The organism is Mycobacterium sp. 23 (assembly GCF_048287075.1).
In the GTDB taxonomy this organism is placed as follows: domain Bacteria; phylum Actinomycetota; class Actinomycetes; order Mycobacteriales; family Mycobacteriaceae; genus Mycobacterium; species Mycobacterium gordonae_B.
Window position 1 is genome coordinate 2,856,424 of record NZ_JBLVUX010000005.1, and the last position, 19,441, is coordinate 2,875,864.

A 19,441-nucleotide genomic window follows, 5' to 3' on the forward strand; every position below is an offset into this window, starting at 1 on the left:
GATTACTGGCCCAGAACCTGCAACGCGCGAGCGAACACCTCATCCAAGGTACCGACCGCGTCGACGGTCTTCAGCTCGTCGCTGTAGTAGTCCAACAGCGGCGCGGTCTCTTCGCGGTAGACCTTCATCCGGTTTCGGATGACCTCTTCGGTGTCGTCGGCGCGACCGCGGCCCGTCAGCCGGGTGAGCAGCTCGTCCTCGGAGACCCGGAACTCAACGACGGCATCGATGTCGGTGCCGCGCCGCTCCAGCATCTCGTGCAGCGCCTTGGCCTGTTCCACCGACCGCGGGTAGCCGTCGAGGATGAAGCCGTTGGCGGCGTCCGGGTCATTGAGCCGGTCGTCCACGAGTTCGTTGGTCAGCGAGGACGGCACCAGGTCACCGGCGTCCAGGTAGCGCTTGGCCTCCACGCCCAGCTTGGTGCCCTCCTGGATATTGCTGCGGAACAATTCGCCGGTGGAGATATGCGGAATCCCCAGCTTTTCGGCCAGCTTCTCGGCTTGCGTCCCCTTGCCCGCCCCAGGCGGTCCCAGCAATACCACTCTCACTTGAGGAACCCTTCATAGTTGCGCTGCATGAGCTGACTCTCGATCTGTTTGACCGTATCCAACCCGACGCCGATCATGATCAGAACCGCGGTACCCCCGAAGGGTAGATTCTGTATCCCGCCGCTGTTGCCGATCTGGAGGAACAGGTTGGGCAGCACGGAGATGACACCGAGGTAGATCGAGCCGGGGAGAGTGATCCGGCTCAGCACAAAGCGCAGATAATCAGCGGTCGGGCGCCCGGGCCGAATGCCGGGAATAAAGCCGCCGAATTTCTTCATTTCGTCGGCACGCTCATCCGGATTGAACGTGATCGACACGTAGAAGTACGTGAAGAAGATGATCAACCCGAAATAGATGCTGATATACACCGGGCTACTGGGGTCGGAAAGGTAGCTTCCGACGAATTTGTCCCACCAGCTGTGGCCACCGCCGCCGCTGCCGCTACGAACCAGCTGAGTGATCAGATTTGGAATGTAGATCAGCGAGGACGCGAAGATGACCGGGATAACGCCGGCCTGGTTGACCTTCAGAGGCAGATATGTCGACGTTCCGCCGTACATCCGCCGGCCCACCATGCGCTTGGCGTACTGGACGGGGATCCGGCGCTGGCCCTGCTCGACGAACACGACGCCGACGATGATGACCAGGGCGGCCGCACACACGGCCGCGAAGATCATCCCGCCCCGGCTCTGCAGGATCTGATTGCCCTCGGCGGGAATGCGGGCGGCGATGCCGACGAAGATCAACAGCGACATGCCGTTGCCGATGCCGCGCTCGGTGATCAGCTCGCCCATCCACATGACCAGGGCGGCGCCGGCCGTCATCACCATCACGATGACGATCTCGGAGAAGATGGTCTGGTTGGCCAGAATGTCCAGCGAGCAGCCCTGGAGCAGACCGCCGTTGGCAGCCAGAGCCACGATGCTGGTGGCCTGCAGGACGGCCAGCGCAATCGCCAGGTAACGCGTGTACTGCGTCATCTTGGCCTGACCGGCCTGGCCCTCCTTCCTGAGCTCTTCGAACCGCGGGATGACCACGGTGAGCAGCTGCACGATGATGCTCGCGGTGATGTAGGGCATCACCCCCACCGCGAACACGGTGAGCTTCAGCAACGCGCCGCCGGAGAACAGATTGATCAGGGAATAGATCTGACCGGCCTGGCCGCCGCTGGCTTCCTTGATGCACTGCTGCACGTTGGGGAAGTTGACACCGGGTGAAGGCAGCGCGGCGCCGACGCGGTACAGGACGACGATGCTCAGCGTGAAGAGGATCTTCCGTCTCAGGTCGGCTGTCCGCAGCGATGAGATGAAAGCCGAAAGCACTCTTCCTCCTGCGCAGCCGAACTCTGGTCGCGGCATGCCAACCGGGACTGGCCGGCTGGTTCCAATGTCTAATAGTTCCCGAGGTCATCTCGCGTCACGCGCCCAACACCAGCAGGCCAGGACATACGGCCAGCCAAGATCCAAGCGCGTCAAACCGTGTACGAGACTAACAGCTGGTGCGCACTGGTCCGTCCAGGGTGGCCTCCGCTGACAGCAGACGGTCAACTTTGCGGCGTACAGTCCGAGAAGCTCGTTATATTTGCTAAGTATCAGATCGCACGTTTTCGGGAGCAGCCAGATGACCCAGATAAGCAGCGCACGGTATGAGGGCGACACCTGGGACCTGGCGTCCAGCGTGGGCCTGACGGCCACGATGGTCGCGGCGGCGCGTGCCGTGGCGGCACGCGACACCCATGGAGCGGGCGCGGTGGCCACCGATTCCTTCGCCGAACCGCTGGTCCGCGCGGTTGGCGTCGACTTCTTCTCCCGGCTGGCCAGCGGCGAGCTGGACCTGGCCGAACTGGACGAGGAGACGGCGACCGGCACGGTGCACTTCGCCAACGCGATGGCCATCCGGACCCGCTTCTTCGACGACTTCTTCGGCGCCGCAACCGAGGCCGGCATCCGGCAGGCCGTCATCCTGGCCGCAGGCCTGGACTCCCGCGCCTACCGGTTGCCCTGGCCGTCGGGCACCACCGTGTTCGAGGTGGACCAGCCTCAGGTGATCGAGTTCAAGACCGCGACGCTGTCCGGTTTGGGCGCTCAGCCGACCGCGGACCGGCGCACCGTGGCCGTCGACCTGCGTGAGGACTGGCCGGCCGCACTGCAGGACGCCGGCTTCGACCCCACGCAACGCACCGCCTGGATCGCCGAGGGCTTGCTGGGCTACCTGCCGGCCGACGCCCAGGACCGGCTGCTGGATCAGATCGGCGCGCTCAGTGTCCCGGGGAGCCGCTTCGCCACCGAGGGCCTGCTGGACATCAACGAGATCAACCAAGAGGAACTGCGCACCCGGATGAAGCGGCAGAACGAGCGGTGGAGCCGCCACGGTCTGGACTTCGACATGGCCGCGCTGGTGTATTTCGACGATCGCACCGACGCGGGGACCTACCTGGCCGCTCACGGCTGGCAGACCACCAGCAGGCGCAATTCGGAGTTGTTCGCTCAGCACGGCCTGGAGCCGGCCTCCGGTGACGATGCCCCGTTCGGCGAGGTGGTCTACCTGAGCGCGGAGCGGCGGTAACCATGGCAACCACTGAACGCTCCGCCGGAGACAGCTGGGACCTGGCCTCGAGCGTCGGCGCTACCGCGACCATGGTCGCCGCCGCGCGGGCGGTGGCCTCCGCGCAGGACAACCCGATCATCGACGACCCGTTCGCGGCACCGTTGGTGCGGGCCGTCGGGCTGGATTTCTTCACCCGCCTGGTCGACGGCGACCTGCCGATAGAGCAGGCGCTGCCCGACGCGGCCGACGAACGCGACCTGCAATTCGAGACGGACTCGATCGCGGTGCGCACCCGCTTCTTCGACGACTTCTTCCTCGACGCGGCCCGCGACGGGGTACGGCAGGCCGTGATCCTGGCAGCCGGGCTGGACGCCCGGGGTTACCGGTTGTCCTGGCCGCGCGGCACCGTGGTGTACGAGGTCGACCAGCCCCAGGTCATCGAGTTCAAGAACGCAGCGATGGCGGCGCTGGGCGCCACTCCGTCGGCACACCGCAAGGCGGTCAGCATCGACCTCCGCGACGACTGGCCGGAAGCGTTGCGCCGCAGTGGATTCGACCCCTCCCAGGCGACCGCTTGGAGCGCCGAGGGCCTGTTGATGTACCTTCCGCCGGACGCGCAGGATCTGCTCTTCGACAACATCACCGCGCTCAGCGGACCCGGCAGCAGGATCGCCACCGAATATCATCCCGACTCCGGTGTACCGGTGAGCCAGCGCGCCCAGCAGTTCAACCAGCGGTGGGCGAACCTGGGTTGCGACATCAACCTGTCGACCCTGTTCTACGAAGGTGAGCGCAACAACGTGGTCGACTACCTGACCGCTGCCGGCTGGACGGTGAGTACCCGGCCACGCCGGGAGTTCTACGCCGACTACGGCCGCGTCTTCCCCGACGACCCCGACTCGGCCACCATGCGCAACATCGTCACCGTCACCGCGAAACGCTGAAGCCGTAGAGGTCGTAGTTGTGCGGCAGTGGCTTAGCGGGGTTGAGCCGATCGCCTGACAGAGTGGTGGCTCCGGCGTCGATCAGGTGAGCCAGGACCGCTTGACCGAGGAAAATCGACAGGTCCGCCCCTGGGCACACCTGGGGCCCGTGGCTGAAGAAGTTGTATGACCAGTCGTTGCCCGCGTCTCCGCTAGCCCACTCGCCCGGCGAGAACCGGTCCGCGTACGGGATTCGCTGCCGGTTGCGGTGGTTGAAGACGTTGTAGATCAGCACCTGGCGCCCCTCCGGCAGCACGGCACCGTTGGGGAATTCGACGTCGCGGGTGGTGACCCGGCCGAACAGCTGGGTGGTGGGCCACAGCCGCATGGCTTCGAACAGACACCCGGCCAGGTACTCCAGCTTGGCGATTCCAGCGGCGGAGCCGATGTCCGCATCGGCCATTTCCGCCTTGACTTCGTTGAGCTGCTCGTCGTGGCTCGACAGCACCCCGAGGGTGCGAAATGTGTTGGCCGCCAGCGTGTCTCCCATTGCGAACATCCAGTGCACCAACTGGCCGGCGGGGTTGGAGCCCGGGTCGGGCGCCTGCGGCACCAGCGCGGCCAGACTGCCTTCCGCAGGGCTGGCGAGATAGCTCTCCAGCCGGGCGATGAACTCGCCGTACTGCGGCGCCGGCTCGTCGGGCATCTTGTTGCCGGCCGACATCATCTCGCCGAGCAGCTCGGTGAGGCCCTCGTCGTCTGCGGCGGAATCACCGAACAAGACCCGCCGCGTCATTCGCTGAAAGGCCTTGTTTGCGGCCGGCCAGTCGATCTTGTCGCCGGCCAGTTCCGCAGCGGTCTGGGCAGCGACGTCGGCGAACGGTTGGGCCAGCCGGTGTACGGGTCTGCCGGTGTCCAGCACCGCCTCGGCGAACTTCCGCCGCTCCTGCCACTGGCGACCCCCGGAAAGGGTCAGCGCGTCGGGCTGAAATGCCTTCATGCCCTTGCGTTTCGCCTCCGGGTCCGACGCGAACGGATCGGGCGATCCCCCCAACACGAACTTCAGGTCGTCGGGGTGATGCACCAGCAGCGCCTCGTCCTTGGCGACGCGCACATAGAACGGCGCCGGACCGTAGCTGCGCACCATCCCGTCGACCAGTCGGTAGCCCAGGTAGTCGGCTCCGACGGTGGAGGCCACCCGGCTGGGCAACTCCCGTTTGTTGAACAGGCCCAGCACCACGTTGGGGACGGCGACCTGAGCCGTGAACCTGATGCCTTCCAGCGTGGAGGCGTGCTTGAAATCCTCAGCCACGGGTTAGGACCCCCAGGGGATGTAGGCACGCACGGTGTCGGCGAGTTGCACCACCCGGCGCTTCTTTCCCTCGGCCGGCGCACCCAGCTTCGGCCACGGGGCGAACACCCGCTCCACATCGCCGATCACCGTCTCCAGCTCCGGGTAGTGGCGCAGCAGCACGTCTTTCATCGTCGTGTGATTCACCCAGTCGTAGCCGATCTGGGTGTAGACCTCGGGCCGGAAGTCCTTGGTGAAGAACCGGTCGCTCTTCAGCCGCCGGGACGCCATCAGGATGAAGATGCGAAACGCGGTGTCGGAGAAGCCGAAGCCCTTGGGCGGCTGCTCTGCCTGCATCCCGATCTGCAGGTCCACCGCGTCCACGTCGCCGTTGTAAACCTCGTTGATCTCCTTCGCCCACTGCTTGTTGGGCGTGATGTCGTCGATGGTCTTGCGGCGCGGCATCCGCAGGGCTTCGCGGAAATCGTTGTAGCGGGGCACTCCGCGTTCCCGGTCCCGCACGATGTCCAGCGTGGCCAGGTCGGTGACCTGACCGTCCACCCGCGTCAACTGGCGCAGCGCGTTCGGGTAGTTGTGCAGGCACACCGCTCCCGCGCTGGCCAGACCGAACGAGTACCACATGTCGCCGAATTCCATGCGGTCCATGAAGTCGCGGGTGAAACGCCCTTGCAGCTCGGTGAATTCGCGCTTCTCCAGATGCTCACCCGATGCCAGCGAGAAGAAGTTCCAGTCGTCGGGGATCAGTGGGTGCATGCGGTAGACCGAGACGAATTCCTCGGTCAGGGAGAACGGCGCGGAGTGGTGATCGGTCGGCGAGCCGATGATGCCCGACAAAGCTTCGCTGTCTCCGACGCGGCCGATGCGGTCCCGGAACGTCTCACCGAGGGCGCCGTACCAGTTGGCGTTCATGCCGATCTGCAGTGCGGGGTGGCGCAAGACGCACGTCGTCCATTCGACGGTGTGGATCTTGGCGATCAGCGCCGAGACCACCAGGACGCCGAGTTCGAACAGGCGCTGGTCATCGAAGCTCGGGTATGCCTTCTTCAGGGCGTCGCACACGGCGTTGTGTTCGCGGGCGAAAAGGGTGTGCAGGATGCCGACTCCGACCCACCAGTTCTCCCGCATGCCGGTCAGGTCGATACCGGGGATGTCACTCTTGGGCAGTCGGCCGTCGTCGCCGACCTTGATCTTGCCGTCGACAAAGGTTCGCACCTCGGCCTGGCGCTCCCTGCCGCTGCCGTAGATCTGCGACCCGTCCCACCAATGGGTTTCAACGTTGCTGAACACCGGCGCCGGACAGCCGTCCACGATTTCACCGCGCGGCGGGATGGTGCAGCGAATCCGCATCGGATCCTCGGGAAACTCGTCACCCTTGCGTAGCGGGATGTCGATTGTCTTGTCCGCCAGACCATCGCCGTGGAAGAACCAGTTGTGGTTTTCGAACTGCAGCCATGCCGCGGCCAGCGCGTTGATGATTCCGGCGGGCTTGAATTCGTCGCGGGCCATCAGCCGCCGGCTGATCAGCCGCGGGTCCGGGTCGAGCAACCGCTTGGTATCGGTGACGGTCTTCGCCAGCGGGACGTTGCGCCCGAAGCCGGTTCCCTTTGCCCCCATCCATGGTTCGGAGAGGTCGTTCCAGGTGCCGTCCGGGGTGCGTGCCCGCTTGACCTCCTCGGTAGCCTCGCCCAGATCGTCCTTGGGACGGATTCCGTCACCTTCAAAAAGGTTGTGGTCGCGTAGATCATTGCGCAGTCCAGCCAGCGCCTTGAGTTGCAGAACCAGCGAAGGATGCTCATACCATTGACGACTCACCTGGACCACCGTTCTGTAGATGTCGCCAAGGCCCAGTGGGAATGCGAGGAAAACGCAAGAGGCACACAGATATTCGCGCCAACTCGGCAACTCTGCTCAACCGATGGCACATGACCCCCCGCCAGTGGGCTGTGACGGTAATACGGACGGCTCGATCTTAAGCGCGTGTGACGAGCGTGTAAATGAAGTTGCGTCCTACCCGGGGATCAGCCGGGATTGGCGGCCGGTGCCCGAACGACCATCGGCACGGCCGGGAAGGCCCACGCCATCTCCGAACGCGACTTGCGCAGCGCCGCCGTGCCGTAGCCCTTCTTGCGGTGCTCGGGGTGGATCCAAATCCTGACGTTCACCTCACCGTTCAGCAGTTCGCCGAACACCATGCCGACCTTCTCACCGGAATCGACGGCGACGAACCACACGGCCTCTTCGTCGTGCAGACGCTTGAGCGCCTTGCTGATCTCGTCGTCGATGCTGCCGGCCGGAGCGCCGGATCCGTCGCCGGCAAACTTGATCTCGTCGGTGCGGGTGGTGAAGATGTCACGGTCCTCGGCAGCGGAGAAGGGCCGCAGCTCGAGGGTCTCCCCCGAACTTGCCGGCCGGTCGCCGAGGGCGAAGCTGAGTTGGTTGTTCAGGTCGTCGAGCTCCGCGAGGATCTTCGCGCGCGCGTCCTGGGTCAGCTGTTCGAAGGACATACTCATCACGGCTTCGGCAGCCAGATGCGAGGTCCCCAGTAGCGCGACGATCGCCTCGACCGCCGCCGGCTTGTTCTTGGCCTCGACAATGGCATCAGCGACCTCGTGCCGGCGCTCCAACGCGGCAAGCAAAGCGTCTGCGATCTCTCGACGGGCTGCGGTCTGGTCGTGGTCAGTCATTGCACTAGCGTAGAACGACGGACGCGCGAACGCGCCATCAGTCAGGCCAATCGCGATCCGCTGAGTTCCAGGAAGCGCCGGTACCGGTCCTTGGTCGGCCGCACCCAGTCGGGACGGGGTTCGACGACCCGCTCTACCGCGGCCCAGCGGGCTGCGTCGGTGATCACCGATTCCAGCCCCACCGCCATGCGCGCGAGAAACGCAGCGCCCAACGCCGCCCCCTCGGCGACCGCGGACACCTCGACGGGCCGACCGGTCGCGTCGGCAATGGCCTGCATCCACGGTTGGACGCGGGTCCCACCGCCGCAGGCGATGATGCGACGCACCGGCGCGCCGCTCAACTCGAGGATCTGCCGGACCACGAAGCCCGACGCCTCGTAGGCGGCCCGCCGCACGGACGCGGCGTCCTGGGTGAGATCGACGCCGTGCAGGGCCGCGCGCCGATCGGGGTCGTGGAACGGCGTGCGTTCACCGCGGATGTAGGGCAACCACACGGGCACCCGCCGCGGGTCGGAATTGAGCGAATCAGCTTGCCCAACAACATGATCCATCCACCCGAGGAACAATCCTCCGGCATTGCTGGCCCCGCCGATCTGGCTCTTTCCCACCGCGGTGTGTGGAATCGTCCACAACCCGGGTACCTGGCGGGCTTCGGGAACGGTGATCCAGACAATCAGGGTGGTGCCGCACAGGACGAGGACGTCGCCGTCGTGATCGGCACCGGCGACGATCTGCTCGCACAGGGCGTCGATGGCGCCGGTCGCCAGCACCGCCGCTGTTCCCCGGACCTGTCCCACCGGTTTCCCGAACGTCTCGACGCGCGGCATCTGATCGACCGTGGCACCGCAGTCGGCGAGGGCCGCCGCATTCCAACCCGTCCCGTCGAAGAGTGGCAGCGAGGTAATCGCGGTGGCGAAGTCGATCACTGCCTCGCCCGCCAGCGAGTGATTGGCGACTGCGGGCGCCGGCCAGTACCCCGCGGCATCAGGGGCCTCCGCGGCCGTCCAGCGCAGGAACTCGGCGGCCTCGCCCACGGCGGGCACGGGTTGCTCCGCGGCGTCGGGCACCCGGCCGCGGCTGTCGCCGTACAGCAACCCCGGGGTGAGGGGCCGGCCTTCGGCGTCGACAGCGGTCAGAGACGGCACCATCGACGACACGGCCACCGCTTTGGCGTCTGGCCGGTTCAGCCGGCGCAGCGCCGTGAGGGGTCCCTCCCGCCAAGCTTCTTCTGCGTTGTGCTCCAGCCGGTCGGGGGCCGGGACCAGCAGCTGATGTGGAATGCGCGCCCGCGCGTGCACCCGGCCGCTCTCGTCGACGGCCACCGCCTTCGCCGCCGTCGTGCCGACGTCGATGCCGATTGTGACGTCTTCGCGTGACACGGGCGCCACGGTACGCCAGCATTGGGTTTCGTGACATCTCGACCACGCGCCCTGGTGACGGCGCCGCTGCGCGGCCCCGGATTCGCCAAGCTCGCGGAACTCGCCGACGTGGTCTACGACCCCTGGATAGAACAGACGCCGCTGCGCATCTACAGCGCCGGTCAACTGGCCGAGCGGATTACCGCCGAGTCCGCCGATATCGTTGTGGTGGAGAGCGATTCGGTGAAAGGGCCGGTGTTCGAGTTGGGGCTGCGGGCGATCGCGGCCACCCGGGGCGACCCTAACAACGTCGACGTCGCCGGTGCCACGGCAGCCGGCATCCCGGTGCTCAACACCCCGGCCCGCAACGCCGACGCGGTCGCGGAGATGACGGTCGCGCTGCTGCTCGCGGCCACCCGCCGGCTGGTCGCTGCCGATGCGGATGTGCGCAGCGGCAACATCTTTCGCGATGGCAGCATCCCCTATCAGCGGTTCCGCGGCTGGGAGGTCGCCGGGCTCACCGCCGGGCTGGTGGGCCTGGGCGCCGTCGGCCGGGCGACCCAGTGGCGGCTGTCGGGGCTGGGCCTGCGGGTCATCGCGCACGACCCGTACTGCGACGACGCCCACCACACGCTGGCGCAGCTGCTGGCCGAGTCCGATGTCATCTCCCTGCACGCACCGGTCACCGACGACACCGTCGGGATGATCGGAGCGCACCAGTTCGCGGCGATGCGCGACGGCGTCGTCTTCCTCAATTCCGCGCGGGCCCAGCTGCATGACACCGACGCCCTGGTCGACGCGCTGCAGACCGGCAAGGTGGCGGCCGCGGGCCTGGACCACTTCGCCGGCGAATGGCTGCCCGCCGATCACCCGCTGACCACGATGCCCAACGTCGTGCTGACCCCGCACATCGGCGGCGCTACGTGGAACACTGAGGCACGGCAGGCACAGCTGGTCGCCGACGATCTGGAGGCGCTGCTGTCCGGCGGGAGGCCCGCCCATATCGTCAACCCGGAGGTGCTGGGCTCATGAAATTCGTTGAGAACGCGGAAGACGCGGTGCTGGCGGCAGCCAAGGACATGCTGCGCCGCGGTCTGGTGGAGGGCACCGCGGGCAACATCTCGGCGCGACGCTCCGACGGCAACCTGGTGATCACGCCGTCATCGGTCGACTACGCAGACATGGTCCTCGATGACTTGGTCCTGGTGGACCCGGACGGCGCCGTGCTGCAGGCGAAGGACGGCCGCATGCCCTCGACCGAGATGCAGCTACACCTGGCCTGCTATCAGGCGTTCGACGACATCGGCAGCGTCATCCACAGCCATCCGGTCTGGGCCACCATGTTCGCCGTCGCGCACCAGCCGATCCCGGCCTGCATCGACGAGTTCGCGGTGTACTGCGGCGGGGACGTGCGCTGCGCCGAGTATGCCGCGTCCGGCACCCCGGACGTCGGCGCCAACGCGGTCAAGGCACTGGAGGGCCGGGGTGCGGCCCTGGTCGCCAACCACGGCCTGGTAGCCGTGGGACCGCGTCCCGACAAGGTGATGCACATCACCGCACTGGTCGAGCGCACCGCGCAAATCGCTTGGGGCGCAAGGGCACTCGGTGGCTATGTGCCGGTGCCCGCGGAAGTGAACCGCAACTTCGCCGGCGTTTACACCTACCTGCGCAGTCTCTGATCAACCCGCCGACTGTGAATTCTGCGACGCGACACGCGCAGGATGCGTCGTGTGATTCCCACTCGCCGAGGAGGACGTGATGGTCGCGGTTGAACTGGGACGCGCGACGGTGAAGCGGGTGCTGGAGCTGCGGTTCGACCTGCCGACCCGCGCCTTCGCGCACACGCCGCCCGCCGGGTGGCGTGACAATGCCGACCTGCTGGCGCCGGACTTCTTCGACCCCGAGACCGATCAGTGGCACATCGCGATCCAGAGCTGGGTGATCGAGGTCGACGGACTGACCGTCGTCGTGGACACCGGCGTCGGCAACGATCGGACCCGCCCGCAGATGCCGCCGCTGGACCACTTGAACACCGGCTATCTGGCGGCACTGCAATCGGCCGGCGTCGACCGCACCGCCGTCGACGTCGTGGTCAACACGCACGTCCACTCCGATCACGTCGGATGGAACACCACGCTGCACGACGGCGCGTGGTTGCCGACGTTCCCGAACGCCCGATACCTGGTCCCGGAACCCGACTACCGCCACTTCCACCCGGACGGAGCAGCGGCACAACAGAATCCGCGCACCCACGATGAAGAGCTGCAGCAGCGCGGCAACCGGCTGGTGTTCGAGGACAGCGTCCTGCCCGTGGACACCCAGATCGTCCAATGGTCGGAGGACTACGAGATCAGTCCTTCGCTGCGGTTACGCCCCGCGCCGGGGCACACTCCCGGCTCCTCGGTGCTCTGGCTCGACGCGGGCCGCCCGGCGGTCTTCGTCGGCGACCTCACCCACAACCCGATACAGGTGCGCCGCCCCGACGACCCCTGCGCCTTCGACATCGACCAGGCTGCCGCTGCCGTCACTCGCCGCCGGATCTTCTCCGAAGCCGCCGCGTCCAGTGCGGCCGTCGTACCCGCGCACTACCCCGGACACGGGGGTGCCACGCTGCGCGCTGTGGCCGACCGGTTCGAGGTCGACCGCTGGCTGGACATCGAGCCGCTCTAGCTCAAGGTCACCGGCACGGATTCGTACACGGTCATGTTGTTGGCCAGGTGCGGTAGCCGGAGCCTGGGCTCGCCGAGTTCAATGTTGTTGGTAGTCAACAGAATCTCGTCGAGGGCGGCCCTGACCTCGGCCCGGGCCAGCATCGCCCCCAGGCAGTGATGGGCGCCGCCGCCGCCGAAAGACTGGTGCGGGTTGGGATCCCGGCGGATGTCGAAGCGGTAAGGGTCAGTGAAGACGTCCTCGTCGCGGTTGGCCGAACGCAGCATGGTGACCACCCTTGCGCCCTCCGGAATCATGGTGTCGCCCAGCACCACGTCCCTGGTGGCACCACGCACCCAGAAGATGATCGGCGTGGAGTAGCGGATCACCTCCTCGACCGCGGTGGCGCGCGCTTGCGGATCCTCGCGGTAGCGCGCCGTCTGGTCCGGATTGGCCACGAACGCCCGGATGCCGTCGCACAACGCATTTCGGGTGGTGTCCGCCCCGGCCAGGCCGAGGATGAAGAAGAAGATCTCCAGCTCGTTGGCGGGCAGCAGGAAGGCCTCCCCCGATTCCGCGGTGATCTCCGTGGTGCACAGCGCGCTCCAGATGTCGTCCACGGGATGTTCCCGTTTATGAGCGGTCAGCTCGCTGGCGTATTGGAACAACTCGAGGAAAGGCATCAAGTCGTCTCCGTCGGGGACCGACAGTTGCGCGCCGGCGGTCTTCAGCACTTTGTCGATCAGTTCGAACACGCGCAGCCGGTCGGCCCCGGGTATCCCGACGATATCGCCGATCACTGAAATCGGCAGTCCCGCGGCCAGATCGACGAATTCGCCGCCGCCGTCGCGCAGTAACGCGCCGGCCATTTCCTTGGCGCGGGCACGAATGCCGTCCTCCAGCTTCGCGACGGCGCGCGGCGTGAAGGCACGCGTGATGACCCTGCGGCGAATGGTGTGATCCGGTGGATCCAGACTTACGATGGCCGGATACGCATCGAACAGCGGCACATCCTGGATGAGCGGTCCTCGGGTGGCGGTGAACGACTCGTGATCGCGGTGCACCCGCGCGACGTCGGCATGTCTGGTGCACACCCAGAATTCGCGGCCGACAGCCGATTTGACGTCGTCGGTGAGTTCCTGGTGGAACACGGGGGTACCGGCCCGCAACTGCGCGAACAGCGCGTCGGGAAACTCCGACGCCCACAATTCAGGATCGGCGAGATCGATGTCCGTATCCGTCATGAAGCCCCCTTGATCTCGTTGCGCAGGCCGCTCAGGATCAGGCGCAAGCCGTAGGAGAACATCCCGTCGCTGGGTCCGTCGGCGGTGCGGCGTAGATGTTCAAGCTGCACCGAGCCCAGCAGGTGCACGTACAGCGCAGCGTGTGCTGCCTCGAAATGCTCAGCCCGCAAACCTGATTCGTGCAGGATGCGGCGGGTCGCCCGGTCCATCTCGGTTGCCGCCGCGGTGTGCGGATGCCCCTGCAGCAGCCCGGCGATCCCCGGGACCTCGACAAGCACCTGCCAGGCGTTCATATAGAGCGCGACCAGCCGGGATTCCCAGTCGCCCTGCTGTGGCACCTCGATCCGCGCCAGTACCGATTCGATCAGCAGATCGAGCAGTTCGGACTTGTCGCGGACGTGGTAGTAGACCGAGGACGGCCGGGTACCCGCTTCGGCAGCCAACTCCCGCATCGTCACCTTGTGCACGCCGACGCGTTTGGCCAGTTGCCACAGGTGCTTGATCAGATGCTCGCGATCCAGAGCGCCGTAGCGCAGTACCGGCACCGCCATATCGCCCCCATTTCGAACAACGTTCTGATTAGAACAGCGTTCGAGTCGGGCTGTCAACGGTTACCGTTGGGCATGCGGCAAGTCGTGCAATGGTCCACCGGCAATATCGGCAAGCGGGCGCTGGGCATCCTGCTCGACCGCGACGATTTGCACGTCGCGGGTGTCCATGCTTTCGGTGCCGACAAAGTCGGTTGCGACGCCGGTGTGCTCGCCGGCCGAGAACCCATCGGGTTGGCGGCAACCGACGATGTCGACGCCCTGCTGGACCTGGGGCCGGATTGCGTGAACTACTTGCCGCGCCTGATCGACTACGAGTTAGTGGCCAGGATGCTGGGCCGCGGCATCAATGTCGTCACGACGGGTGACTTCCTGACGGGCAGCCACCATCCGACCGAGCGGGCGGCTCTCGAAGCGGCCGCCCGTTCCGGTGGCGCGACCTTCCTCGGCACCGGGTTCGAGCCCGGTTTCATCAACGTGGTGGCAGGTTTTCTCACCGGCGCGTGCCCTCGCGTGCGCAACGTCCGGTTGGCGGAGACGTTGGACTGCACGACCTATCCGGTGCGGGACGCCTGGCGGGTGCTGGGGTTCGGCAAGCCGCCGCGGCAACGGGTCACGCCGATTGACCCGGCCACCCAGCGGTTCGGCCTTGGGTACTTCGAGACGCTGGACATGGTGGCCGCCATGTTGGGCGCCGAACTCGACGGCAAGGAGGCATTCGTCGAAAACGCGTTGGTGAAGCAGGATTTGGATCTCGGCTGGACGATCTACGAGGCCGGTACCGTCGGTGGCCAGCGCCGGACCTACCGAGGGTTGCGCAACGGGAGGTCGGTGATCGAGCTCGCCATCTGCTGGACCATGAGCGGCGACGGGCTCGATCCGCAATGGGAGGATCCCGAGGGTTTCAGCATCGTGATCGATGGGGAGCCGTACATCGACGCGACGATCCGCTTCGGGCAACCCGGACAGGACGCGATGACCGTGCTGATGGACAGCACCGCCGTCGCGGCCGTTAACGCCATCCCCTTCGTGTGCGACGCGGCGCCGGGCGTGATCACTCCGATAGACCTGCCGATCACCGGATCCTATGGGGCGCTGGACGGACGGCGGTCAGAACGCGCGTGGCCGGCACGCCACTGACGCGGCGAGTCGCCGTGCGCCCGGCTGAAGAGCCGGCTGAAATATCCCGCGTCGGATATGCCGACACGTCGCGCGATTTCACCGACGGGCAGATCGGTCTCGGCCAACAACTCCCGCGCTTCGGCCATGCGCCGTTCGATGATCCACTCCTGCACCGTCCGTCCGGTACGCCGACGAACCACCGTGGTCAGGTGCCCAGGCGTCATCCCCACCTCACCGGCCACGTCGCGCAGCGATACGGACTCACCGTGACGGCGGTCGATCACCGCGAACACGTCGGCCAGCAGTGGTTCGCCGCTGCGGCGCAGATCGTCGACGATGTCGCCGGCCAATCGGGCCAGTTCGATGAGCAGCAGGGTCAGATGCGCCAATGTGGCCTGTCGATAGCTTTCCCGACGTAGCGCAAGTTCGCTTTCGATGGATCCGATCGTGCCGTCCCACCGCGCTTTACGATCGGCGGGCACCTGCAGGCGCAGCACCCCGCCGGATTCTCCGTGCAGGAACGGGAACAGCAGCGGGTGCGTCCGCCAGGCAGGCCAGGGCGAGCGCGCGTCCTCACCCAGGGCAACCGGATCGAAGAACACCGCCACCCCGTCCCCGACCGGAAAGACCTGCTTAGGATCGAGCACCTTGCCGGGAGCCGCCACGTAGACCACACAGGCCGCGGGCACATACCAGAGCGCCGGAAAGTCATGGATATGCGGGCGGCCTTCGGCAAACTCGTGGTAGCGGACCACTGAGACGGGTGGAGTTCCGGGATCGGTCCGGTACCGGTAGACGGGCACGCCATCGCGGTGCCGGCTGAGCCGGGTGGCTTGCGTCATATCGCCAAAGATAGTCCAAGTCGGGACAATGATCACCCAATCACATTGTTGCTGAAGCGGTAATCATGGAAGGTATGACCAAGCATCATCCAAATAACTATCTGCCCGCGACCGGTCACCAGGCGCTACTGCCCGCCTACGACCTCATGTCTCGCTTGATGGGATTCAACAGCGTCTACCAGAGGCTGATCGAGCAGGCCGCACTCGCCGACGGGCAGCGTGTGCTGGAAATCGGTTGCGGCACTGGCAATGTGATCATCCGAGCCAAGCGGTCTCGGCCCGGGATCGACGCGGTCGGTTCCGACCCTGACCCACGGATACTTGACCGGGCGCGGCGAAAAGCCGCTGGCTTGTCCGGAATCCGGTTCGATCATGCGTACGCCCAACGGTTGCCGTACGCCGACGGCGAGTTCGACCGCGTGCTGTCGTCGATGATGCTGCACCATGTCGGCGACGACGCGAAGCCCGCGGTTGCCGCCGAGATTTTCCGCGTGCTGCGTCCGGGTGGGCGGCTGCATCTGGTCGACATCGCCGGTGGCGCGCACGCCCACCACGGCCTGCTGGCGCGGCTGGTGAAGCGGAATCCGCATTTCAGCGAGAACATCGGCGACGCGGTTCCTCGGCTGCTGAGTGAGGCCGGGTTCGAGTGCAGCGAGGTTGCGACCCAGTCGCAACGCATCGTCGGGCAGCTCGCGTATTACCAGGCCGTGCGTCCGGCATAGGTGGGTCAGCATCTGATTTCAGAGCTTTCGGTCGCCAGCAGTGCGCTTGTGCCGTGAGCGAAATGCGGCTCTGCCGAGCGGGTTTGGCGCGAATGGTTGTCGGTGGCCCTTCGTAAAATCGTGGGTATGGCATCAAGTACGCGTGAGGAGATCATCGAGGTCTTCGACGCGTCCGACGAGGTGCAGGACCGGTTGTGCGCGTTGAGCTTTGACGCGCTGACCACCCCGGAGCTGCTGCGTGCCCTCGAGCGCGAGGAACGCCGGGAACGCCGCTCGCGGTCGGTACGCCACGCCCTGATCAACCAGCTCACAACCCAAGCCACCGAAGAAGAACTCGGCGGCAAACTCCCCGCCGCACTCGCCGACCGACTGCGCATCACCAAAGCCGACGCCAACCGGCGCATCGCCGAAGCCGAAGACCTCGGCCAGCGGCGCGCCCTCACCGGCGAAGCACTAGCCCCCTTGTTGACCGCGACCGCGGCCGCCCAATGCGCCGGTTTGGTCGGGGACGGGCACATCAAGGTCATCCGTAACTTCGTTGCCCACTTGCCCAGCAGCATTGACGTGGGCACCTGGGAGGCCGCCGAGAAAGACCTCGCCGGCAAAGCGTGTGACTTTCGCCCCGACCAAGTCGCCAAATACGCCCACGAACTGATGGCGCTGCTGCACCCCGACGGCGACTACACCGACGAGGAACGCGCCCGACACCGCGGCCTCATCCTGGGTCCCCAGCAATACGACGGCATGTCGCGCATCAGCGGCCTGATCACCCCCGAACTGCGGGCGTTGATCGAAGCGCTGTGGGCCAAACTCGCCGCCCCTGGCGCCGCCAACCCCGAGGACGCCAAGCCCGTCCTCGACGGCGTACCCGATGACGACGCCGCCCGCCGCGACACCCGCAGCCAACCCCAACGCAACCACGACGCCATGGTCACCGCCATTCGGGAGCTGTTCGCCTCCGGTGAGATGGGCACGCATAACGGCCTACCGGTCAGCATCATCGTCACCACCAGTCTCAAAGACCTCGAGGCCGGGGCCGGGCGCGCCCGCACCGCCGGGGGCACCCGGATCCCCCTGCCCGTCCTGATCCGCTGGGCCGCCAACTCCCACCATTACTTGGCCGTGTTCGACCGGGCCAAGCCGCTGGCGCTGTTTCACACCAAACGCTTGGCGAACCTGGCTCAGCGAATGATGTTGCTGGCCCGAGACGGTGGCTGCACCCGGCCAGGCTGCGACGTCCCCGGCTACCACGCCCAGGTGCACCATGCCAGCGGCTGGACGAACACCCACGTCACCGATATCCACGACCTCACCCTTGCCTGCGGTCCGGATAACCGCCTCGCCGAAAAAGGCTGGACCACCCGCAAAAACGCCAGAGGCGACACCGAATGGCTACCGCCCGCCCATCTGGATCACGGCCAACCGCGCATAAATACGTTCCACCACCCGGAAAAACTGTTCACCCCCGACCCAAGCGAGGATGACGACGAACCCGATTGACCGGGCTTGAGACCATGCATACCTGGCGCTGGTCGATGGCCACCTTCACCGCGCCACTGCGGCCCTGATCGGCAATCGCATGGAAGGCGTCCCGCCACTCGGCGAGCCCAAACGTATGAGTCAGCATGGGCCGCAGGTCGATTCGGCCGTCCAGAACGAGGTCGAGGTAGTGCGCGATGGCGTGCTTGCGCACCCCGTCCATTTCCTCGATCCCGAACGCGTTGGAGCCGACCCAGTTGATCTCCTTGAAGTACAACGGACTCCACTCCCGGGCTCGCGGCCCCAACTCGATAACATCGGCCACCACCTCGTGGCCCATCACCTGCGGGAAGGAACAGAACGCGGCCAGGGCGTTGTCGGCGTCATCCGCGCCGAAGTCCATCAGTATCTGCTTCGAGTCCGACCCACAGATGCCGTCAACCGGGGTCGGGTGATCACCCAATCATCATGCAGCAGAATGGGATCCGGAATATCACGCAATGCGGTGGGGGTCCGGGCGAGGTTCTGGACAAGCGCACCAGCGTCCGCCGGAACATCACGGGGCTCGGGCGACACCCCGTAGACGAGTGCCCTCACGGTTGCGCCATGCCGGCAATGAACGCGTCGAGATCGGCGTTCTTGGCATCGACCACCGCTTTGAGGTCGGGTAGGTAGTGCTCGAAACGGTCGCTGTCCAGTGCCGCGATGATGCCCTCGGCAACCTCCTCCGGCGTGACCTTGGGTCCGGTGTAGGCGGGCGGCTCGTTGTCGGACTGGTCCCAGATCTCGGTGTCAACCGGACCGGGCTGGATCAATTTCACCACGACGCCGGTGTCCGCCAGGTCGATGGCCATCGCCTCGGTCCATCCGCATAGGGCGAACTTGCTGGCGCAGTACGCGGATTCGGTAGCGATGCCGAGACGGCCGGCAACGCTCGACACGTTGATGATGGTGCCGGCACGCCGAGCCAGCATGCGCGGCAACAGCGCGAGCGTCAGCCGCATCGGCGCGATGAAGTTGACCTGCATGACATTCTCCACCTCGAACGGCTTGAGCGCGGTCACACTGCGCCGCTTGGGAATTGCGGCGTTGTTCACCAGGATGTCGATGCCACCCATGGCGTGCCATGCCTGCAGCGCCAGCCTGCTGGCCGTGATGCCGTCGGCGAGATCGGCGACCCACATCACCGAGTCCGGTGAGCTGGCACGGCAGTCAGCCAAGACGTCGGCCAGCCGGTCTTCGCGGCGCGCCACCACACCCACCGTCGCGCCCCGGGCAGCCATCGCCCGGGCCAGGGCTGCACCGATTCCCGATGACGCACCCGTGATGAGGACGCGTTTGCCTTCCACCTTGCCGCTACTCATCGCTTCAGCGTGCCCTACCCAGACTGCCGACCGGAACCTATTCGGGTCAATTTGCGGGGGCGGAAATACGGTGGGCGGGCCGAACGTTGTAAGCACGGC

Annotated in this window: 18 protein-coding genes and 1 pseudogene; 8 read left to right on the forward strand and 11 right to left on the reverse strand. The window is 66.2% G+C overall.

Going from position 1 to position 19,441, the window contains the following annotated elements:
* Positions 1-2 precede the first annotated feature (2 nt).
* Positions 3-548 (reverse strand): adenylate kinase, encoded by a 546-nt coding sequence (locus ACNQS7_RS14410; protein WP_055580309.1) that lies wholly within the window; start codon positions 546-548, stop codon positions 3-5.
* Positions 545-1,870, reverse strand: coding sequence for a preprotein translocase subunit SecY (secY, locus tag ACNQS7_RS14415; RefSeq protein WP_055580310.1), 1,326 nt, complete (start codon positions 1,868-1,870; stop codon positions 545-547). The genes ACNQS7_RS14410 and secY overlap by 4 nt, the downstream gene beginning before the upstream one ends.
* A gap of 298 nt (positions 1,871-2,168) precedes the next feature.
* Between secY and ACNQS7_RS14420 the strand changes: the two genes are divergently transcribed.
* Both ACNQS7_RS14420 and ACNQS7_RS14425 read left to right on the forward strand, forming a co-directional pair.
* A complete protein-coding gene (locus ACNQS7_RS14420) occupies positions 2,169-3,113 on the forward strand; it encodes a class I SAM-dependent methyltransferase (protein ID WP_418013063.1) in 945 nt (314 codons plus the stop codon).
* Between the two features lie 2 nt (positions 3,114-3,115).
* Positions 3,116-4,039, forward strand: a complete 924-nt coding sequence (locus ACNQS7_RS14425) for an SAM-dependent methyltransferase (protein ID WP_418013064.1) — start codon at positions 3,116-3,118, stop codon at positions 4,037-4,039.
* On the opposite strand, the gene ACNQS7_RS14430 is transcribed toward ACNQS7_RS14425, so the two are convergent.
* The 4 genes from ACNQS7_RS14430 to ACNQS7_RS14445 all read right to left on the reverse strand — a co-directional run bounded on the left by ACNQS7_RS14430 (position 4,023) and on the right by ACNQS7_RS14445 (position 9,393).
* A complete protein-coding gene (locus ACNQS7_RS14430; RefSeq protein ID WP_418013065.1) occupies positions 4,023-5,330 on the reverse strand; it encodes a cytochrome P450 in 1,308 nt (435 codons plus the stop codon). The genes ACNQS7_RS14425 and ACNQS7_RS14430 overlap by 17 nt on opposite strands.
* Before the next feature lie 3 nt (positions 5,331-5,333).
* Positions 5,334-7,142 carry a peroxidase family protein gene (locus tag ACNQS7_RS14435; protein WP_418013066.1) on the reverse strand — a complete coding sequence of 603 codons (1,809 nt, stop codon included), beginning with the start codon at positions 7,140-7,142 and terminating at the stop codon, positions 5,334-5,336.
* A gap of 206 nt (positions 7,143-7,348) precedes the next feature.
* On the reverse strand, positions 7,349-8,014 hold the full coding sequence (locus ACNQS7_RS14440; protein ID WP_055580314.1) for a GNAT family N-acetyltransferase: 666 nt from the start codon (positions 8,012-8,014) through the stop codon (positions 7,349-7,351).
* Positions 8,015-8,055: 41 nt separating this feature from the next.
* Complete coding sequence (locus tag ACNQS7_RS14445; protein ID WP_418013067.1) at positions 8,056-9,393, reverse strand: xylulokinase; 1,338 nt, start codon at positions 9,391-9,393, stop codon at positions 8,056-8,058.
* Positions 9,394-9,423: 30 nt separating this feature from the next.
* Between ACNQS7_RS14445 and ACNQS7_RS14450 the strand changes: the two genes are divergently transcribed.
* The 3 genes from ACNQS7_RS14450 to ACNQS7_RS14460 all read left to right on the forward strand — a co-directional run bounded on the left by ACNQS7_RS14450 (position 9,424) and on the right by ACNQS7_RS14460 (position 12,042).
* Entirely contained in the window at positions 9,424-10,404 is a 981-nt protein-coding gene (locus ACNQS7_RS14450) for an NAD(P)-dependent oxidoreductase (RefSeq protein WP_418013068.1), read from the forward strand.
* Complete coding sequence (locus ACNQS7_RS14455; protein ID WP_418013069.1) at positions 10,401-11,051, forward strand: L-fuculose-phosphate aldolase; 651 nt, start codon at positions 10,401-10,403, stop codon at positions 11,049-11,051. The genes ACNQS7_RS14450 and ACNQS7_RS14455 overlap by 4 nt, the downstream gene beginning before the upstream one ends.
* A gap of 79 nt (positions 11,052-11,130) precedes the next feature.
* Positions 11,131-12,042, forward strand: a complete 912-nt coding sequence (locus tag ACNQS7_RS14460; protein ID WP_418013070.1) for an MBL fold metallo-hydrolase — start codon at positions 11,131-11,133, stop codon at positions 12,040-12,042.
* Here the strand turns inward: ACNQS7_RS14460 and ACNQS7_RS14465 are convergent.
* Both ACNQS7_RS14465 and ACNQS7_RS14470 read right to left on the reverse strand, forming a co-directional pair.
* The gene (locus ACNQS7_RS14465; RefSeq protein ID WP_418013071.1) at positions 12,039-13,265 is read right to left on the reverse strand and encodes a cytochrome P450; all 1,227 of its coding nucleotides are present in this window, start codon (positions 13,263-13,265) and stop codon (positions 12,039-12,041) included. The genes ACNQS7_RS14460 and ACNQS7_RS14465 overlap by 4 nt on opposite strands.
* Positions 13,262-13,816, reverse strand: a complete 555-nt coding sequence (locus tag ACNQS7_RS14470) for a TetR/AcrR family transcriptional regulator (protein WP_418013072.1) — start codon at positions 13,814-13,816, stop codon at positions 13,262-13,264. The genes ACNQS7_RS14465 and ACNQS7_RS14470 overlap by 4 nt, the downstream gene beginning before the upstream one ends.
* A 72-nt stretch (positions 13,817-13,888) precedes the next feature.
* Here ACNQS7_RS14470 and ACNQS7_RS14475 point away from each other — a divergent pair, with 72 nt between their 5' ends.
* The gene (locus ACNQS7_RS14475) at positions 13,889-14,953 is read left to right on the forward strand and encodes a dihydrodipicolinate reductase (RefSeq protein WP_418013073.1); all 1,065 of its coding nucleotides are present in this window, start codon (positions 13,889-13,891) and stop codon (positions 14,951-14,953) included.
* Here ACNQS7_RS14475 and ACNQS7_RS14480 read toward each other — a convergent pair.
* Positions 14,899-15,777, reverse strand: a complete 879-nt coding sequence (locus ACNQS7_RS14480; protein WP_418013074.1) for a helix-turn-helix transcriptional regulator — start codon at positions 15,775-15,777, stop codon at positions 14,899-14,901. The genes ACNQS7_RS14475 and ACNQS7_RS14480 overlap by 55 nt on opposite strands.
* Positions 15,778-15,851: 74 nt before the next feature.
* Between ACNQS7_RS14480 and ACNQS7_RS14485 the strand changes: the two genes are divergently transcribed.
* Both ACNQS7_RS14485 and ACNQS7_RS14490 read left to right on the forward strand, forming a co-directional pair.
* Entirely contained in the window at positions 15,852-16,499 is a 648-nt protein-coding gene (locus ACNQS7_RS14485; protein ID WP_418013075.1) for a class I SAM-dependent methyltransferase, read from the forward strand.
* Between the two features lie 126 nt (positions 16,500-16,625).
* The gene (locus ACNQS7_RS14490) at positions 16,626-17,999 is read left to right on the forward strand and encodes an HNH endonuclease signature motif containing protein (RefSeq protein ID WP_418013076.1); all 1,374 of its coding nucleotides are present in this window, start codon (positions 16,626-16,628) and stop codon (positions 17,997-17,999) included.
* Here ACNQS7_RS14490 and ACNQS7_RS14495 read toward each other — a convergent pair.
* Together ACNQS7_RS14495 and ACNQS7_RS14500 are read right to left on the reverse strand one after the other, a co-directional pair.
* Positions 17,959-18,575: pseudogene (locus tag ACNQS7_RS14495) on the reverse strand (hypothetical protein). The gene ACNQS7_RS14490 and the pseudogene ACNQS7_RS14495 sit on opposite strands and share 41 nt — an antisense overlap.
* Positions 18,572-19,327 (reverse strand): SDR family NAD(P)-dependent oxidoreductase, encoded by a 756-nt coding sequence (locus ACNQS7_RS14500; RefSeq protein ID WP_418015996.1) that lies wholly within the window; start codon positions 19,325-19,327, stop codon positions 18,572-18,574. Before ACNQS7_RS14500 ends, ACNQS7_RS14495 begins: the two are co-directional and overlap by 4 nt.
* Positions 19,328-19,441 lie beyond the last annotated feature (114 nt).

Excerpts from the sequence above, each read along its gene's own strand:
- ACNQS7_RS14420 (WP_418013063.1), top strand. The coding sequence starts at position 2,169 with ATGACCCAGATAAGCAGCGCACGGTATGAGGGCGACACCTGGGACCTG.
- ACNQS7_RS14470 (WP_418013072.1), bottom strand. The coding sequence starts at position 13,816 with ATGGCGGTGCCGGTACTGCGCTACGGCGCTCTGGATCGCGAGCATCTG.
- ACNQS7_RS14455 (WP_418013069.1), top strand. The coding sequence starts at position 10,401 with ATGAAATTCGTTGAGAACGCGGAAGACGCGGTGCTGGCGGCAGCCAAG.
- ACNQS7_RS14490 (WP_418013076.1), top strand. The coding sequence starts at position 16,626 with ATGGCATCAAGTACGCGTGAGGAGATCATCGAGGTCTTCGACGCGTCC.
- ACNQS7_RS14465 (WP_418013071.1), bottom strand. The coding sequence starts at position 13,265 with ATGACGGATACGGACATCGATCTCGCCGATCCTGAATTGTGGGCGTCG.
- ACNQS7_RS14485 (WP_418013075.1), top strand. The coding sequence starts at position 15,852 with ATGACCAAGCATCATCCAAATAACTATCTGCCCGCGACCGGTCACCAG.
- ACNQS7_RS14440 (WP_055580314.1), bottom strand. The coding sequence starts at position 8,014 with ATGACTGACCACGACCAGACCGCAGCCCGTCGAGAGATCGCAGACGCT.
- ACNQS7_RS14475 (WP_418013073.1), top strand. The coding sequence starts at position 13,889 with ATGCGGCAAGTCGTGCAATGGTCCACCGGCAATATCGGCAAGCGGGCG.
- ACNQS7_RS14425 (WP_418013064.1), top strand. The coding sequence starts at position 3,116 with ATGGCAACCACTGAACGCTCCGCCGGAGACAGCTGGGACCTGGCCTCG.
- ACNQS7_RS14480 (WP_418013074.1), bottom strand. The coding sequence starts at position 15,777 with ATGACGCAAGCCACCCGGCTCAGCCGGCACCGCGATGGCGTGCCCGTC.
- ACNQS7_RS14460 (WP_418013070.1), top strand. The coding sequence starts at position 11,131 with ATGGTCGCGGTTGAACTGGGACGCGCGACGGTGAAGCGGGTGCTGGAG.